This is a genomic window from Catenulispora subtropica, assembly GCF_039531675.1.
In the GTDB taxonomy this organism is placed as follows: domain Bacteria; phylum Actinomycetota; class Actinomycetes; order Streptomycetales; family Catenulisporaceae; genus Catenulispora; species Catenulispora subtropica.
In genome coordinates, this window is the sequence record NZ_BAAAQM010000100.1 from 1 (window position 1) to 16998 (window position 16998).

At 72.3% G+C, this 16998-nt stretch carries 13 protein-coding genes and 1 pseudogene; 4 read left to right on the top strand and 10 right to left on the bottom strand.

Annotated features, from left to right (window positions below; translation table 11 throughout):
• A pseudogene (locus ABD466_RS43355) lies at nt 1–1007 on the bottom strand (hypothetical protein); the annotation flags it as partial.
• A gap of 96 nt (nt 1008–1103) precedes the next feature.
• Nucleotides 1104–2741 carry an ATP-binding cassette domain-containing protein gene (locus tag ABD466_RS43360; RefSeq protein WP_344663158.1) on the bottom strand — a complete coding sequence of 546 codons (1638 nt, stop codon included), beginning with the start codon at nt 2739–2741 and terminating at the stop codon, nt 1104–1106.
• A 73-nt stretch (nt 2742–2814) separates the two neighbouring features.
• Here ABD466_RS43360 and ABD466_RS43365 point away from each other — a divergent pair, with 73 nt between their 5' ends.
• Together ABD466_RS43365 and ABD466_RS43370 are read left to right on the top strand one after the other, a co-directional pair.
• Nucleotides 2815–4200 carry an aminotransferase class V-fold PLP-dependent enzyme gene (locus ABD466_RS43365; protein ID WP_344663159.1) on the top strand — a complete coding sequence of 462 codons (1386 nt, stop codon included), beginning with the start codon at nt 2815–2817 and terminating at the stop codon, nt 4198–4200.
• Between the two features lie 74 nt (nt 4201–4274).
• Nucleotides 4275–4661, top strand: coding sequence for a VOC family protein (locus ABD466_RS43370; protein ID WP_344663160.1), 387 nt, complete (start codon nt 4275–4277; stop codon nt 4659–4661).
• 169 nt (nt 4662–4830) lie between these two features.
• Here ABD466_RS43370 and ABD466_RS43375 read toward each other — a convergent pair whose 3' ends face one another.
• The 6 genes from ABD466_RS43375 to ABD466_RS43400 form a co-directional block, all read right to left on the bottom strand.
• The gene (locus ABD466_RS43375; RefSeq protein ID WP_344663161.1) at nt 4831–5373 is read right to left on the bottom strand and encodes a DUF1269 domain-containing protein; all 543 of its coding nucleotides are present in this window, start codon (nt 5371–5373) and stop codon (nt 4831–4833) included.
• 115 nt (nt 5374–5488) lie between these two features.
• Nucleotides 5489–5716: a helix-turn-helix domain-containing protein gene (locus tag ABD466_RS43380; protein ID WP_344663162.1), complete on the bottom strand. Its 228-nt coding sequence runs from the start codon at nt 5714–5716 to the stop codon at nt 5489–5491.
• Nucleotides 5716–6381: a DUF2975 domain-containing protein gene (locus tag ABD466_RS43385; protein ID WP_344663163.1), complete on the bottom strand. Its 666-nt coding sequence runs from the start codon at nt 6379–6381 to the stop codon at nt 5716–5718. The genes ABD466_RS43380 and ABD466_RS43385 overlap by 1 nt, the downstream gene beginning before the upstream one ends.
• Nucleotides 6382–6469: 88 nt before the next feature.
• Entirely contained in the window at nt 6470–7795 is a 1326-nt protein-coding gene (locus ABD466_RS43390; protein WP_344663164.1) for an MFS transporter, read from the bottom strand.
• Nucleotides 7796–7872: 77 nt separating this feature from the next.
• Nucleotides 7873–8856 carry a glutamate ABC transporter substrate-binding protein gene (locus ABD466_RS43395; RefSeq protein WP_344663165.1) on the bottom strand — a complete coding sequence of 328 codons (984 nt, stop codon included), beginning with the start codon at nt 8854–8856 and terminating at the stop codon, nt 7873–7875.
• Nucleotides 8857–8915: 59 nt separating this feature from the next.
• Nucleotides 8916–10184 (bottom strand): hypothetical protein, encoded by a 1269-nt coding sequence (locus ABD466_RS43400; protein WP_344663166.1) that lies wholly within the window; start codon nt 10182–10184, stop codon nt 8916–8918.
• A gap of 207 nt (nt 10185–10391) precedes the next feature.
• Between ABD466_RS43400 and ABD466_RS43405 the strand changes: the two genes are divergently transcribed.
• Nucleotides 10392–11762, top strand: coding sequence for a beta-propeller fold lactonase family protein (locus tag ABD466_RS43405; RefSeq protein ID WP_344663167.1), 1371 nt, complete (start codon nt 10392–10394; stop codon nt 11760–11762).
• A 76-nt stretch (nt 11763–11838) separates the two neighbouring features.
• On the opposite strand, the gene ABD466_RS43410 is transcribed toward ABD466_RS43405, so the two are convergent.
• Both ABD466_RS43410 and ABD466_RS43415 read right to left on the bottom strand, forming a co-directional pair.
• Nucleotides 11839–15207 carry a fibronectin type III domain-containing protein gene (locus ABD466_RS43410; protein ID WP_344663168.1) on the bottom strand — a complete coding sequence of 1123 codons (3369 nt, stop codon included), beginning with the start codon at nt 15205–15207 and terminating at the stop codon, nt 11839–11841.
• Between the two features lie 175 nt (nt 15208–15382).
• On the bottom strand, nt 15383–16336 hold the full coding sequence (locus tag ABD466_RS43415; protein ID WP_344663169.1) for an amidohydrolase family protein: 954 nt from the start codon (nt 16334–16336) through the stop codon (nt 15383–15385).
• Between the two features lie 215 nt (nt 16337–16551).
• Between ABD466_RS43415 and ABD466_RS43420 the strand changes: the two genes are divergently transcribed.
• Entirely contained in the window at nt 16552–16998 is a 447-nt protein-coding gene (locus ABD466_RS43420; RefSeq protein WP_344663170.1) for a YidB family protein, read from the top strand.

A 16998-nucleotide genomic window follows, 5' to 3' on the forward strand; every position in this document is an offset into this window, starting at 1 on the left:
GCCGACGCCGCCGCGGCGCTGCGGGACGCGGCCAGCGCCCGGGCGTCGGCCAGGTCCGCGTCCATCCCGGCCAGGACCGCGGGCAGCCGGGACGCCGCGGTGTCGAGCTCGGCGGCACGCCGGTCGACGGCGTCCAGCAGCTGCTGGGCCTGCTCGATGCCGGCCTCGGCGCCGCGGATCAGCAGCGCGGCGCGCCGCTTGTCGCCGGCGTCCAGCGCGACGCCGGCCGCGCCGAGGCTGTCGTCGGCGAAGGCCAGCCGGTCCGCGATCTGCTGCGGGTGCCCGGCCAGCGGGGCGGTGGCGGAGTCGGCATAGCCGGTGCGCATCCGTTCGAAGACGGCGAGCACCGGGGCGACCCGCTCGCTCTGCGCGGCGGCGGCACGGCCGGCGACGGCCAGCGCCTGCGGCGCGTGCTGGACCAGGGCCCGCAGCCGGTCGAAGGACTTGACCTCGGCGTCCAGCCGGGCGTTGGCGCGGCGGCAGCGTTCGACGATCTCGGTGAGCATCCGGCGCCGGGTGGGCTCGTCCTGGGGGATCGCGTCGTCGAGCGCCTGCCGGATCCGGAAGGCGGCGGTGAGCTCCTCCTTCGCGTCGGCCAGCGCGTCGGCGAACTGCGCGGTGGCCTCGGCCCCGAACTCCGCGGAGGCGAAGCCGAGCTCCTCCTCGCTGGTGCGGACGGCGTCGTCGGTCTCGACGAGGACGTGTTCGGCGGTGGCGTCCAGCTCGCCGATCGGGACCGGACCGGTGGCACTGTGGGTCGGGGGACGACGCCGGGAGCGGGTGTAGGCGTAGGCGCCGACCGCCGCGGCGACGCCGGCCACGACCACCGTGCCCGCGATCGCGGCCCCGCTCACCCAGGACGAGGAGCCGGCGGGGACCGGCTGCGCGGCGGCGGCCGGGGTGGTGGAGGCGGCGGCCGGGGGCGCCCAGGCCGCGATGCCGAGCAGGAGCATCCCCAGTACGGCGGTGCGACACGCGAGGGCTCGCGCCTGTGTCGCCTTCGCCATGGCCGCTTCTCCAGCTTCGTCGCCGACCTCTTGATCGACACTAGGCAGCGCTTCAGCGCACCCGCGACTCGAGACGCCCCGCCGGGTCACACGACGTCACCCGCGCGCCGCCCGCCGGCACTTGCGGGCCAGCACCGCCCACGCCGCGGCCAGGAACAGAACGGTGAAGCCGCCGAGCCACAGCCAGCCGCGGGCGGCGGAGTGGGCGAACGTGTCGCCGTAGGACGCCAGCAGCGGCGGCCCCATGGGGGAGGCACCGTGGGCCCACAGTTCGTCGAGGCCGACGCCCGACCCGAGGGCCTCGAACGCCCAGCGGTTCGTCATCGCCCAGCTCAGGCCGGAGCCGAGCGCGCTCATCTTGGGCACCGGCACGAACGCGCCGGAGAACAGCACCTGCGGGAAGCACAGCAGCGGCAGCATGAGCGTGGCCTGTCCGGGTTCGGCGACCGCCGCCGAGGCCAGCAGGCCGAGCGTGAGCGCGGCGGCCGAGGCCAGGACGGTGCTGACGAACAGCGAGCCGTAGACGCCGCCGTCCGCCGCGGGCAGCCGGTTCAGTCCACGCAGCACCGCCAGCAGCAGCGCGTCCGCCGCGACCAGGACCGGAAGCAGGATCGCGACCTTCGCCAGGAGGTAGGGGCCGAGCCGCAGGACCGTGAGACGCTCGCGCCGGACGATGGGGAGCTCGGTGCATATCTGGAGCAGTCCGTAGGTGAGACCGAAGAAGAACGCGCCGAAGGCGATCCAGAAACAGATCATCGCCGTGGACGCCGGGTCGGGCGCGGCGGGATCGAACGCCCCGGGACGGAAGAGCATCGCGAACATGGCGATGATCATGATCGGCGACCCCACGACCACGGCGGCGGACAGGCGGTTGCGGGCCAGGATCTCCGCCGAGCGCCGGGTGAGGAGCCACCACTGGCGCATGGGGCCCATGAGCCTCGGGGCGGCGGACTCCGAAGATGTCCCGGCGCTCGGTTCAGTGCCTTCCTCAGCTGATACCGAAGGCAGATCCGCCGCGACGCCGTACGCTTCCTCAACGTTGTCCGTCCCGAAATGCTCGAGTAAACCGTTCGGCGCGCCGTGGTAGACCAGACGTCCTCCCGGCGCCAGGAACGCGACGGTGTCCGCACGCGACAGGTCGGCCGGCGTGTGCGTCGTGAGCACGATCGTCGTCCCCTGATGCGCGAGGCTGCGCAGCAGCCCGAGCAGCGCCGCACCGGCGGCGGGATCGAGCCCTGACGTCGGCTCGTCCAGGAACAGCACACGCGGCCGGGTCAGCAGCTCCACGGCTATGCTCGCCCGTTTGCGCTCACCGCCGCTCAGGAGCCCGACCCGCTGGCCCGCCACCGCGGTCAGCCCGAGGTCGTCCAACGCCCGCCGCACCGCCTCGGCCACGTCAGCGGCCGAGGTCCCGGCGGGAAGCCGCAGTTCGGCGGCGTAGCGGAGAGTGCGCGACAGCGGCAGGTCCCGGTGCACGATGTCGTCCTGCGGAACGTAGCCGAACCCGCCTGCGCGCGGGGCGGGTGGCCGGTCATCGTGGGTGACAGAACCCTCATCCGGCGGCCGCACCCCCGCCAGCACCTCCAGCAGTGACGTCTTGCCCGCGCCGCTGGCCCCGGCGATGACCACCAGCGAGCCCGGAGCGGCCGAGAGCGACACGGCGCGCAACACCTCGCGGCCCCCGGCCACCCTCAGGCCGACACCTCGGGCCCTGATACCACTCGCGGTCGTCATCACGGTCCCCTCGCTGCAGAATGGCATTGAGCTGATATAGCAGCATGACTCTCCAGATGCACATAATGGCGCCATGACCGCCTTCGCCAAGCTGCGCGCCACCGAGTTCGCCTACCTGGACGAGCAAGGGCAGGTCTATCTCGACCACACCGGCGCCGGGCTCCCCGCACGCCGTCAGCTCGACGCGCACGCCGAGCGGATCCGCGCCGCCTGCTTCGGGAACCCGCACTCCGAGAACCCCACGTCGCTGGCCTCGTCGCGGCTGGTGGAACAGACGCGCGCCGCCGTGCTCGAGCACTTCGGCGCCGATCCGGCCGAGTACGCGGTGGTGTTCACGCCGAACGCGACCGGCGCGTGCCGCCTGGTCGGCGAGGCGTTCCCGTTCGACAAGCGGTCCCGGCTGGTGCTGCCGCTGGACAACCACAACTCGGTGAACGGCCTGCGCGAGTACGCGCGGGCCGGCGGCGCGCGGACGGTCTACGTCCCGTTCTCCGACCCGGAACTGCGGATCAGCGACGAGGCGATCCGGCAGGCGCTGACCGACGGCCGGCCGCGACGCGGCGGCGGCGGCCTGTTCGCGTATCCGGCGCAGAGCAACTTCACCGGCGTCCAGCACCCGCTGGAGTGGATCGCGACGGCGCAGGACCTGGGGTACCGGGTGCTGCTGGACGCGGCCGCGTTCGTGCCGGCCAACCGCCTCGACCTCGCCGCGTTCCACCCCGACTTCGTCACGGTGAGCTGGTACAAGGTCTTCGGCTACCCGACCGGCCTCGGCTGCCTGATAGCCCGCCGCGCGGCGCTGGCCGGGCTGCGGCGGCCGTGGTTCTCCGGCGGCACCATCCACGTGGTCAGCGCGCAGGGCGACTGGCACAAGATGGCCGACGACGAGACCGCGTTCGAGGACGGCACCCTCAACTTCCTGAGCATCCCCGACGTCGAGGTGGGGCTGCGGTGGCTGGCGGAAGTCGGCTTGGACGCGATCCACGAGCACGTCGCGGGCCTCACCAGCCGGCTGCTCACCGGAGCCGCCGCGCTCACGCACGCCGACGGCGAGCCGCTGGTCCGTGTCTACGGCCCCACCGACGGCGCCCACCGCGGCGCCACGGTGACGCTCAACGTCCTCGACCCCGACGGCGCGATCGTCGACGAGCGCACCGTCAGCCGGGACAGCGCCGCCCGCGGCATCTCCCTGCGCACCGGATGCTTCTGCAACCCGGGCGCGGGCGAAGCAGCGTTCTCCATATCCCGCCGTCTGCTGTCCGGCGCCGTCCGCCGCACCTCCGGCACCATCGACGACTACCTGCAGCGGCTGGGCCTGCCCTCCGGCGGCGCGGTCCGGGTCTCGTTCGGCATGTCGTCGTCGCCGGAGGACGTCGACGCCTTCCTGGGCTTCCTCGCGGAGACCTACCGCGACCGGCCGCGGGCCGACGACCGGCTGACCCCGCGCGAACGCTGCTGAGCCGGCCGGGCCCGCCACGCTGAGCTGCGTGTCTTCCTTGATCGGCCGGGTGGGACCTGCCTAGGGTGAGGCCCATGCGGATCCGCCTCACCAACGTCTTCGTCGACGACCAGGCCAAGGCCCTGAGCTTCTACACCGAGAAGCTCGGCTTCGTGAAGAAGCACGACGTGCCGGTCGGCGCGGACCGCTGGCTCACGGTGGTGTCTCCGGAGGAGCCGGACGGGACCGAGCTGCTGCTGGAGCCCGGGGACCATCCGGCGGTGGGGCCGTACAAGGCGGCGCTGCTGGCCGACGGCATCCCGGCGGCGCAGTTCGCGGTGGACGACGTGCGCGCGGAGTTCGAGCGGCTGAGCGCGCTCGGGGTGCGGTTCGCCCAGGAGCCGCAGGAGACCGGGGCGGTGACGACGGCGGTGCTCGACGACACCTGCGGGAATCTGATCCAGCTGCTGCAGACCGGGTGAGGATCCGGCTCGGGACGGGCGGATGGTCGAGCGCTGAGATCCTCGGCAGCCCTTTGAGTCACATCGATCCGATGTGACCGTGCCGTTGCGGACGGCGGGGGTACGTGCCGGCCGACGACGCCTACGTGGACAACCCCGACACCCCGCCGTCGAGCACGTCCGAGGACCGTCACCACGCGGGACGGTCCGGGGACGGCGCGGCGCCGCCCACGCCGCCGTCGTCCTCCTCCTCGCCGAACGCCTGGCGCAGCTTCCGCTCCTGCTCGGCGCTGAGGTCGGCGCTGACCAGTTCGGCGTGCGCGGCCTCGAAGGCCGGCTTGAGGCGGTCGACCACCTCGTCCTCGGTGAGCAGGAACAGCGCCGAGGAGCCCGGCGTGACCTTGGCCTTGACCTGCTCGACGAAGTCCTCGCCGATGCCGACGCCGGCCATCGAGCCGCCGAGCGCGCCGGCCGCGGCGCCGATCGCTGCCCCGAGCAGCGGCACGAAGAAGATCAGGCCGAACAGCAGGCCCCAGAACGCGCCGCCCAGGGCGCCGCGCCCGGTCATGGTCGCCAGCTGGCGGGTCCGCGGTTTGTCAGCGCCCTGCGGCCAGGTCACCACCGCGCCGTCGCGGAGACGGAGCAGTTCCTGCCTCTGCATCTCCTCGAGCAGTTCCAGCAGCTTCTCGGCCCCGTCCGCGTCGTGGAACTTCCACACCGTCAAGGTCGCCACGCGCGCCGCCTCCTTCGCCGGTCCCGCACCGATCGCGATCAGTCGATCACGGGACGGCGCGGTCCGCCTCCGGAGCCTTTCGGCCGCGGTCCGGTCGCGGTCTCCGGTCGCGGAGTCAGTCCGGCCGGTAGCCGAGCAGGTCGCCGGGCTGGCAGTCGAGCGCGGCGCACAGCGCGGTCAGCGTCGAGAACCGGACGGCCCGGGCGCGGCCGTTCTTCAGGATCGACAGGTTCACGACGCTCACCCCGACCTTCTCGGCCAGCTCGGTCAGCGTCATGCCGCGCTCCGCGAGCAGCCGGTCGAGGTGCACGGTGATCGCGTGCGGCTCGCCGTCTTCCGGCATCAGACGGTCCCTTCGAGGTCCTCGCGCATGCCGACGCCCTCCCGCAGGATGCGGGCCAGCGAGATCAGGGCCACACCGATGAGCGGCACGGCCCAGTTCACGTCCCAGAACGGCGTCCAGTAGGTGCCGTTCGCGTGCTGCGGCACCAGGTCGTTGTAGAGGTGGACCTTGCCGACGGTGCCCAGCACCACCAGCAGCGTCTCACCGGCGAGGAGCGTCCAGCCCAGGAACTGGACGCGGCTGACGACCTCGGACCGGTAGACGCCGCCCTTGGCCGCGACGGTCAGCAGCCGGGAGGTCAGGCCGAAGGCGACGAGGAAGAAGGGGAGCCCGAGGCCGCCGGCGAGGGTGCTGTAGAAGGCCTGGTGGACGGCGGCGTGCTGGACGCAGACCCGGGACTCGTGGACGTCCGTGGTCACCGAGGTCCACTGCAGGGTGCGGTCGATCGGCGGCTGCAGCTGGTCCGGAACGGTCAGGCAGGCCGTGCCGTGGTGCCAGCCGAACGCGGTGCCGGAGGCGAACAGGACGTTGGCGGCGCCGACGAGGAACGCCGCGAGGGCGAGGTAGTAGACGACACGGACGATGCCGCCGAGCGGCTGGAGCGGATTGCGGAACCGGCGCGGGCCGGCGGCGGTGGCGGGACCGGCGGTGGCGGGCGTCGACATGGCTTCCCCCTGGCATATCGAATATCGATGGTATCGATAAACGTAATGCACCCGGGCCGGAGGTGGCAATGGCGCAGGTGGCGAGCGATCAGACGTCGGCGAGCTCCGCGGGTTCCCCGGGCGCCGCGGGTTCCCCGGGCTCGGTGGCGTAGGCGCGTGCGACCGCCGCGCGGGTGAACACCGGCCACGTGGTGACCGCCACAGCGATCGCGACGACGAACGCGACCCAGTAGGTCGCGGTCAGGCCGAAGTGCGAGGCCACCACGCCGCCGAGCAGCGCGCCGACGCAGTTCCCACCGGCGGCGATGAACAGGTTGGTACTGCCGACCCGGCCGAACATCTCCGGCGGCGTCAGGCGCTGGCGCAGGGAGTTGGCGACGATGGACCACAGCGCGCCGTGGATGCCGAAGGCGAAGAAGGCGGCGCCGACGACGTAGGCGTTCAGCGAAGTCGCCAGGACCAGGTGGAACGCGGCCTCCACGAGCAGCCCTATGCGGATGGTCCACGTCGCGGTGACAGTGCGGACCAGCCGGTCGCCGACCGCGGAGCCGAGGATGCTGCCGACCGCCATGGCGGTGAACAGTGCGCCGTAGCCGACCGAGCCGAGGTGCAGGCGGTCCTTGGCGAGCAGCACCAGGACCGCGAGGGCGGCGGTGAGGGTGACGTTGAGCAGGCCGATCAGGATCGCCATCGTGCGCAGCAGGCGCTGGCGCATCAGCCAGCGGAAGCCCTCGGCCATCTCGGACCAGACGGCGCGCAGCCGGCCGGACCTGGCGGCCCCGGCATCCGGTGCGGCCCCGCCGTTCCCGCTGCGCGGCATCGCGCGGTACTTGCCGGCGACGGTGGTGATGAGCACCGCGCTGACGGCGTAGGTCATCGAGTTGCCCCAGTACGGGATGCTGGCGGCGACCACGAACAGCGCGGCCCCCAACGGCCCGGCGACCATGTTCTGCATCACCGTGAAGCCGCCGATCAGCCACCCGTTGGCCCGCTCCAGCCCCTCTCGCGGAACCACCGCCGGGATCATCGCCTGGCCCGCCGTGCGGAACACCACCTCGCCGGTGTTCACCAGGAACAGGACGGTGTAGATGAGCACGATGCCCGCGTGGTCCGCGACGATCGCGGCGGCGAGCAGCGCCATCAGGACCACCCGGGCCCAGTCGATCCAGATCATCACCCGCCGCCGGTCCACACGGTCCACCAGCACGCCGCCGGGCAGCGCGAACAGCAGCCACGGCAGCCAGGCGACGGCCTGCGCGGCCGAGATGGTCAGCGGGTCGTCGGTGCGCGAAGCGATCAGCAGCGGTGTGGCGACCGTGGCCAGGCCGACGCCGAGGGCCGACGCGGTGCCCGCGAGCCACAGCTTCGCGAACCGCGGGCCGAGACTGGTCGCACTGTCTCTCGCTCTCGTCACAGTCCACGACGGTAACAGCAGAGCAAGGGGTGCAGCCCCGAATTACCGCTTACCGGCCCGGCGGGACCCGGCCGGGCTCACCGATACGCCGGCGGCGGGGGCGCCGGCACCGGCCCGAGCTTGTCCCCGACCCACCGGGTGTAGATCGCGGTCCACGTGCCGTCGGCGCGGATCTTCTCCAGCACGCCGTTGACGAACCGGACGAAGTCGTCCTCCCCCTTCGGCATGCCCAGGCCGTGCCGCTCGTAGGTGAAGCGCGGCCCGACGATCTTGGTGTAGGGGTCCTGGACCTGGAGCCCGAGCAGGATCAGGTCGGTGGTGGAGATCGCGTCCACCTGCCCCTGCTGGAGCATGACCAGGCAGTCGGCCCAGTTCACCGCCGCGACCGGCACCACGTGGTACGCGGGGTTGGCGAGGGTCTGGATGGACGTGGTGCCGGCCGCCGCGCAGGCCTTGCGTCCGGCCAGATCGGCCAGGCTGTTCACCGCCGAGGACTGGTTGACCAGGATCCGCTGCCCGGCGTCGAAGTAGTCGGAACTGAACGCCACGTCCCTGGCCCGCTCACAGTCCACGGTGAAGATGTCGGCGACGATGTCCACCGACCCGCTCGTCAGGGAGCTGATGCGCTCGGCCTTCGTGATGGTCTTGTACCGCACCTTGTCCGGCGACCCGAAGATGGCCTCGGCCACCTCCCGCACGAAGTCGATGTCGAACCCGACCAGCGGAGGCGCCTTCGGATCCGGCGAGGGGTTGCGGTACCCGAACAGATAGCTGTCCTCGTCCACCCCCGCGATCAGATACCCCCGCTTCTGGATCCGCTCCATCGTCGACCCGGCCGGCATCTGCCCGGGCTGCGGCAGCGGCCCGTCCGGCCGCGGCGACGCCTCGCAGCCGGAGACCGAAACACCGCCGGCCGGCCCCGGCGGCATGGTGGTGACGCCGTCGGGCAGCGCGGTCACCTGGGCGGAGTTCGCGCTCGTCGGGGCCGAGGTCGTCGACGGGAGGGTGTCGCACGCCGCTGTGAAGGCGCCGACGAGGCAAAGCAGTGCGGCTGGCAGCACGGCACGGTTCCGCCTCGCCGCCTTCCTTCTCGCTCCGGTCGCGCGCGCTCTGATCGCCGTCATCGGTACTCCCTGAGCCGCCGGTCCAATCCATACCCGGCCAGCGCCACCGCCGCCGTCATGAGCACCGCCGTCGCGACGTCGAGCCCTTCCAGATCCCCGTGCCCGGCGCGCACCTTCGCCAGATACCCGGCTTCCTCGGCGCCGGCGCCCTGCCGCAGGTCCTGGTCCACGCGAAGGAACCCCGCATCCGACCCGCCCGCCGCCGGCTGCGTCAGCAGCTGCAGGGCTTTGACATTCGCCGCGTTGTCCGGCTGCGGGTCGTTCTCGGCCGGGAGCAGCGCGGCGTGCGCCTGGGCCCAGCTCTGCCGCGCCTGGCGGACGTCGTCCGCGTAGGCGCCGTGGTTCTGCTTCACCAGCGCGTCCAGACGCGCCGTGGACGTCGCGAAGTCGTGCTCGTACCCGCCGACGTCCTCCCCGCGCGCCGCGAGCCCCAGCAGTTCGTCACCGTGTGCCCGCACCGCCGCCAAGTCGGTCGCGATGGCGGCGTCGGCGGCCTCCCAGTGCGCCTTGGCCGCGGACACCGCGTCGCGCTCGGCCGAGCCGGCCAGCAGCGTCCAGATCGCGACGACCAGCACCAGCGACGTCGCGGCCAGCAGCCCGGGGTTGAGGGTCCGGCTCGTACGCCGCCGGACGAAGTACTGCGTCGCGATCAGGGCCGCGAGAGTGGCCGCCACGACGCCGAGCTCCACGTCGTACGCCGCGCCGGCGTCGTCGTCATCGGCCTTCAGCCGATCGCTCTCCACCTTCAGCGCCTGCTGCGCGGCGGGCAGCAGCCGGTCGCGCAGCAACGCGGAGGCCTCGCGCAGATAGGCGGCACCGACCGGCAGGTTCTGCCGCGCGTCGGCGAGAGCCGCGCCGATCAGCTTCGTGAACACCGGCAGACCGGTCAGGAGCACGCCGTCGGCGGCCCGCAGCGCGTCCGACCCGCGGGTGTCGGCGTCGACCGCCGCCAGGTTCGCTGAGACCCGGTTCAAGTCGGCGGCGTACCGGTCCTCCCCCGAGGTTCCGGCCTGCGCCGCGGACAGGAACGTCTCCGCCGACGCGGCGTCGGCGTCGGACAGGTCGCGATAGATGTCCTCGGCGGCGACGGCGAGCGGCTCCGCGGTGGACACGGCGTGCCGCAGGTCGTTCTGGCGCGACGCCGCGGACAGGGAGACCGTCAGGCCGAGCACGGTGATCAGCACCAGGGACGCCGCGCTCCCGGCTCGCAGCCCGGTCCTGGTCGGCAGTCGCCGGCGAGGCGGCATGGCAGGGAACTGCGTCACCTTCGGGACTTTAGAAGAGGTGCGGAACGCCGGACAAGGCGAACGCCGGTATTGGGATCTCACCCCCTAGGGGACACTCCCCTTCCCTCGAACGAGCGAAGCGTCGCCTCGTGACACAGCACTCTGAGTTAAGGCCGCTCTATGCTCGGGCCGCCTCGACCGCCGAGGCCGCCCGTCCGAGGGCGGCCCCACCTTTAAGGAGCCTGCGTGACCTGGTCTTCGCAGCAGCACTCCGCCTCGTCCGCCGCCCATCCCCCGCCGCGCCGTGCCGCCGCCCGGCGGAACACGACGTTCGCCGTCACCCTCCTGACGGCGGCCTCGCTGCCGGCGTTCGCCGCCGGACCGGGCCACGCCGTCACCGCGGGGCCGCTCCCGGCCGGGACCTACGTCTACGTCGCGAACGCCGGCTCCAACACGGTCTCCGTCCTCGACACCGGCGCCCAGACCGTGGTCGCCACGATCCCGGTCGGCTCCGCCCCGACCGCCGTCGCCGCCTCGGCCGACGGACACCGGGTCTACGTCACCGACTCCGGCTCGAACGACGTCTCGGTCATCGACACCGGCGCCGCGTCCGGGCCGGCCGTGGTGGCCACCATCCCGGTAGGCCGGCAGCCGCAGGCCGCCGCGCTGTCGCCGGACGGAAGCCGGCTGTACGTCGGCGACGACGTCGCCGGCACGGTGTCCGTCATCGACACCGCCTCCGCGTCCGTGGTCGCGACCATCGCCGCGGGGCCCGGCGCCGAGGGCCTGGCCGTCTCGCCGGACGGCTCGCGGGTGTACGCCGCTGACACCGGCGGCTCGTCGGTCACCGTCATCGACGCCGGCTCCGACTCCGTCCTCGCCACGGTCCCGGTCGGCGCCACCCCGATCAACCTGGCGGTCGCGCCGGACGGCAGGCACGTCTACGTCCCGGACTACAACGGCGCCGACCTGTCGGTGATCGACACGACGAGCGACTCCGTCACCCACGTCGCGATCGGCGGCCGGCCGCACAGCGCCGCCGTGAGCCCGAACGGTTCCACGGTCTACGTGACCGACGCCGCCTCCGGCAGCGTCGCGGTGGTCGACGCCGCCACCGAGACCGTCACCACGTCGTTCAGCGTCGGCGCCGCACCGCACGGCATCGCGCTGAAGATCGTCCCCGGCACCGCGTCGGCGTACGTGGCGAACTTCGGCGCGGCGAGCGTCTCGGTGGTGGATCTGAGCACGAACACCGCCGCGGCACCGATCGCCGTCGGCACCGACCCGGTCGACCTGGCGGTGTCGGTGATCAAGCCGGTCGCAACAACGCTGACCGCCGGGACCGCGTACCTGACGCTGCTGCCGCTCGGCGAGGCGGGCCTGAACGCCACGCTGACCGCGAACGGCGTGCCGCTGGCCGGGCAGACGATCACGTTCACCGACGTGAACGGCGGGCCGCTGTGCCACGCCACCACGAACGCCAAGGGGAAGGCGGTGTGCAATACGGCGTCGGGACTGCTCGACTCCGTCAGCGTTCTGCTGAGCGGTTACCGGGCCTCGTTCGCCGGGAACCAGAACTACCTGCCGTCGTCGGCGCACGGGGACACCGCGCTGTAACGGCCCGATACAACGAGCGGTGGCCCCGGACATCCCGGGGCCACCGCTCGTCTCACGGTCCTTCCCGCCGATTGCGTCAGCTGTGTTTGAACACCACCGTCGCAGCCAGCCAGACGGTCGAGCGCCCGGTCCCGAACGTCGCGGCCGGAGTGGCCCCGGCCGCCGGCACCTGGTCCTCGGCCAACAGCTCCATGTCGCCGGTCGGCGACACGTTCACCCGCTGCGTGAAGCCGCTTCCGGCGGTCAGGTTGTCGCCGAACCCGGAGTCGGCATAGAACCCGACAGCCAGTTCACCGGCGCCCGCCACGGCGGCGGTCGCCCCCGCGGAGACGGTCGCCGCCGCCGAGGTCGTCCCGGAGGCGTGCGACTGGACGTCCACCGCCGCGAGCCCGGCGGCGGTCGACAACCCGGAGTACTCGAGGACTGACACTCCCACGTCCGCCGACGACGACACGGTCGCCGTCACCGTGGGTTTCGTCCCGCCGCCGGCCGTGATCGGCGCGCTCCAGACGCTCATCTCCGTGTTGTCGGAGGCGGCGAAGTGGGTGAGCTCGGTGTAGGTGTTGCCCGCCGAGTCGGTGACCTTGGTCGCCGTCGCCGAGGAGGTGTTCCACACCCCGACCTGAACGACCAGCCGGTTCCCGACGGTGACCGGCGCCCCCAGGGCGACCGCGGCGGTGGTCCCGCTGCCCTTGTGGAGCGACGCCTGCTGCACGAACACCGGGGCCGCGACGTCTGTCGGAACCACGGCGTTCGACGGCGTGGACGCCGGTCCGGTGCCCGCGGAGTTCGTCGCGGCGACCGTGAACGTGTAGCTCGCGCCGTTGGTCAGGCCGCTGATGGTCGCCGACGTCGCCGGCGGGTTGCCGGTGATGGTCGTCGGCGTCAGGGCGCTGCCGTTGGCGTACGGGGTCACCGTGTACGAGGTGATCGCCGCGCCGCCGTTGGAGGTCGGCGCCGACCACTGCACCGTCGCCGCCCCGTTGCCGGGCGTCGCGGTGACCGCGGTCGGGGCCCCCGGCGCGACCGGCGGAGCGCCGCTCACGTGCACCGTCGCCGCCACCGACGGCACGCCGGCCTTGTTCACGATGAACAGCATGTAGTCACCGGGCGGGGCGATGCCGCCGTTGGCCGGGGCCTGGACCGAGAGCGTGCCGCTGCCCGCCGTGAAGGAGAGCGGCACGAAGTGCTGGTCCATGTCCGACTGGTGGGTGTCGGTGCCGAAGGAGACGAGATTGACGGCCGAGATCGAGGCGGCGTCCGGGGTGGTCACCGTCATCGTGCCGCCGTAGGTCGCCGCGCCCGCCGAGGTGATCGTCGGCCGCGGGCCGTTGAACAAGTACGAGGGCGAATACACCTGGGCGTTGTACTGGCCCGGGTCGTTCAGGCCCGTCGGGTGCCCGCCGCCGGCGATGAGGACCGTGCCGTCGGGCAGCAGGACCGCCGTCGAGTGGTAGTTGCGCGCGGCGGCGATCGAGTCGATCGTCGTCCACTGGTTCGTGGCGGGATCCCAGATCTCGGCCGGCAGCGTGCCGGAGGTGATGACGTTCTGGTCCGAGGTCGCCTCGCCGCCGACCGCCAGGACCCGGCCGTCGGCCAGCGTCGTCAGCGTGTGGTAGGTCCGCGGGTAGTGCATCGGCGCGGTCGGCTGCCAGGCCGGCGTGGCCGCGGTCAGGTCGATGGTGGCCGCCGCGGTGACCGAGTTGCTGGTCGTCTCGACGCTCGCCGCGCCGCCGCTGTAGAGGATCTTGCCCGGCCGGTACATCACCGACGAGCCGTTCTTCAGGCCGCTGGGGCCGACCGGCGTCCAGGTCTGGGCGTTGGCGTCGAGCCAGTAGGAGACGTCCTCCTCCGGGCCGATGGTGAAGATCTTGCCGTTCGGCGCGAGGTACGAGAAGGGGTACTCCACCTCGTGGACCTGCGGGGTGCTGATGCCGGACAGCAGGGTCCAGGTGTTGGCCGCCGGGTCGTAGACCTCGGGGGTGTCGGCCCAGGTGTTCGCGTCCGTGGTGTTGCCGCTGAGCGCGACGTAGCGGCCGTCGGACAGCTCGGTGAGGTCCGGGTACCAGCGCTTCAGGTGCATGTCGGCGACCCGGCTCCAGGAGTTGGTCGCCGGGTTGAAGATGTTGGTGTCGACGATGCCGAGCATGCCGTTCGCGGACGCGCCGTACCCGCCGGCCACCAGCACCCGGCCGTCCTGCATCTTGACCAGACCGCTGCAGAACAGGCTGTCCGTCGGCGTGGCGGTGGTGAACGTGCCGGTCGCCGGGTCGTAGACGTGCGTGGGTTGCGGACTCTGCCAGCCGTCCCACACCAGGACCTTGCCGTCGTTCAGGACGGCCGAGTGGACCGCCACGATCGGCCAGGTCTGCAACGCCCCGAACTGCCCGTTCGGCACCGGATCCGGCACCACCGTGTTCGAAGCCTGCGACACCGGTCCGGTCCCGATCGCGTTGGTCGCGCTCACCGTGAAGGTGTAGGGCACGGCGTTGCTCAGACCCGTCAGCGTCGCCGCCGCGGCCGGCGGAGCCCCGGTCACCACGGTCGGCGTCCCGGCGACACCGTCCGCGTAGGGCGTGACCGTGTAGGACGTGATGGGCGATCCGCCGTCCGCGGGCGCGATCCACGTGAGGGTGGCCGAGCCGTTGCCCGCGGTCGCGGCCACACCGGTCGGCGCGCCCGGCGCCGTGGCGGCCCCGGAGCTCCCGGCCTTGAGGACCACGGTGGCGGCCAGCCAGATCGTCGAGGCCCCGGTGCCGAACGTGGCGCTCGGAGTGGCCCCGGCCGCACCGGTGAGCTGCTCCTCCACGACGAGTTCCATGTCGCTGACGTGGGAGACGTTCACCCGGCTGGTGAAGCCGGCACCCGCGGTCAGGCTGTTGCCGAAACCGGAGTCCGCGTAGAAGCCGAGCGCGAGCTCCCCCGCGGCCGTGGTCGGCGGAGTGGCCCCGGCCGCGACCGTACCGGCGGTGCCCGTCTTACCGCTGGCGTGCGACTGGACATCCATCACCGAGACGCCGCCGACACTGGAGACACCCGAATACTCCAGCACCGCGACGCCGACGTCGGCGGAGCCGGTGGGTTTGGCGGTCAGCGTCGGAACGGTGCCGCCACCGGAGGTGACCTGCGCGGTCCAGACGCTCATCTCGGTACCGTCCGAAGCGGCGAAGTGCGTCAGCTCGGTGTACGTGTTGCCCGCGGAGTCGGTCACCGAGGCGGTCGTCGCCGACCCCACGCTCCACACCCCGACCTCGACGACCAGACGGTCCCCGGCTGTCACGGCGGCGGTCGGCTTGACCGTCAGCGTGCTGACCCCGCCGGCGCGCGCCCACGCCTGCTGGACGAAGGTCGGCGTCCCGCCGGCGGCGTGCGCCGTCCCGGCCGGCCCGGAGACGAGGCCGACGGCCACCGCCGCGGTCCCGAGGGCCAACGCCAGTGAGCTCAACCCCCTGAACGACCATCTATGTCCACGACGTGCTGGAGTACCTGATGTCATGAATCCCCCCACGGTGCCGGTGACGTCGCCCTTATCAGAGCGCATAAATTGCCGTGTCCAGGATCCGGCGTGCGCAATCGGCGGCGATACGAGGGAGAACGCTTAGGGTGGCCCCCGAGCCTTCCTACCTCGGCGTCCCCAACATCGCCGCGGCGTTCAGATCGATGATGGCCTTCGCCTGATGGTCCGGCAGACCCGCCGCCAGGATGTACTCGACATGGTCACGGAGCGAGGGGCCCTGCTCGAAGGGGTAGTCGGTGCCGAGGAGCAGCCGTTCGGCGCCGACGGCTTCGACGGTGAGCCGGAGGGCCGCGGGGAGCGGGTTCGCGGTGTCGTACATCACACGCCGCATGAGCTGGCCGGCGCTCGGACTGCCCACGGGCAGATAGTGGTCGCGGCAGAGGTCCAGGCGCTGGATGAGGAACGGCAGGAAGCCACCCATGTACGGAACGACGATCCGAACATCGGGGTATTTCTCGGTGAGACCGGCCCGGAACAGCTGCAGGAGCGCGGTCGCCACCTCCACCGTATGACCGATGACCCAGTCCAGGCCGGAGGCCTGCATCAGCGGCGAACCCGCCGAGTCCCCGACGGGATGCACGAAGAGCACAGCCCGCCGCCGATTGAGCACCGCGAACATAGGTTCGAAGTCAGGGGAGCTCAGCGGGCGCCCCAAGATCGAGGTCCCCACCGCCGCACCCGGCATACCGTCCTCCTCCATGGCCCGGCTCAGCTCGTCCACCGAAGCCAGGACATGCGGCAGCGGCAGCGTGGCCAGGGCACGGAAGCGGTCGGGGTGATCAGCCACGACCCGGGCCGACATCACATTCGCGCACCTCGCCGCCTCCACCGCGGCAGTCGGGTCCCCGGTATAGGGGAGCTGCGGGCAGGTCGAGAGCAGCTGCACGTCCACACCCACCGCGTCCATCGCCGCCAGCCGCATCCGCAGCTCCCGCGCCCCGTCCCCACCACCCAGCCCCCGCACCTGCGACGTGCCCGCACCCCCGTCACCCCGCAACTCGTCGAGCAACTCCAGGTAGGACGCGGGAAACAGGTGCGCATGGACGTCGACTCTCATGCCGCCAGGCTGGCCCGCCGCAGGCCAGAAGGCGCCCCGGACCCCCACCAGCCCCGCCGTCCGGACGAAGACCCCCAGCCCGATACCCCGAACGGCTGCCTCCCCCAGCGCACCCCCCACCCCCGTGCCGAAGGCTCGTACATGGCCCGCGCACAGACAGGCCCGGCACCACCCGGCACCGAGCCCGCGAGCCCCCACGAGAAAGGCGGAAGGCCATGGCTGACACCCCCGACCTCGGCAAGATGTGGAAGCAACTGACCGACACCGTCGGCAACGGCGTGAGCGACGTCTTCACCAAGCTCAAGAACAGCAGCATCGCCGACCAAGTCCAATCCTGGATCGGCAAGGGCGAGAACAAACCCGTCACCGCCGACCAGGTCTCCGAAGCCCTCGGCCCGGACCGCATGGACAAGATCGCCAAGCAGACCGGCAAGACCCCCGAGCAAGCAGCCCAGACGATGGCCGACAAGCTCCCCGGCATGGTCGACAAGCTCTCCCCCGACGGCCACCTCCCGGACCCCCAGACCATCAAGGCCAACATGCCCGGCATGCCGACCCCCGCCACCGCCGGCGCAAGCGCCTCCGCAGCCTCCGGCGCCGGCCCCGCCGAACCACCCCGACGCACCCCCCAGTCCACCCCCCGCCCCCCGCAGTCCATGTAG

Bases quoted from the DNA above. Each gene is read 5' to 3' on its own strand.
- ABD466_RS43380 (WP_344663162.1), bottom strand. From the start codon at position 5,716: ATGCCGGAAGACGGCGAGCCGCACGCGATCACCGTGCACCTCGACCGG.
- ABD466_RS43370 (WP_344663160.1), top strand. From the start codon at position 4,275: ATGCGGATCCGCCTCACCAACGTCTTCGTCGACGACCAGGCCAAGGCC.
- ABD466_RS43365 (WP_344663159.1), top strand. From the start codon at position 2,815: ATGACCGCCTTCGCCAAGCTGCGCGCCACCGAGTTCGCCTACCTGGAC.
- ABD466_RS43420 (WP_344663170.1), top strand. From the start codon at position 16,552: ATGGCTGACACCCCCGACCTCGGCAAGATGTGGAAGCAACTGACCGAC.
- ABD466_RS43360 (WP_344663158.1), bottom strand. From the start codon at position 2,741: ATGACGACCGCGAGTGGTATCAGGGCCCGAGGTGTCGGCCTGAGGGTG.
- ABD466_RS43385 (WP_344663163.1), bottom strand. From the start codon at position 6,381: ATGTCGACGCCCGCCACCGCCGGTCCCGCCACCGCCGCCGGCCCGCGC.
- ABD466_RS43415 (WP_344663169.1), bottom strand. From the start codon at position 16,336: ATGAGAGTCGACGTCCATGCGCACCTGTTTCCCGCGTCCTACCTGGAG.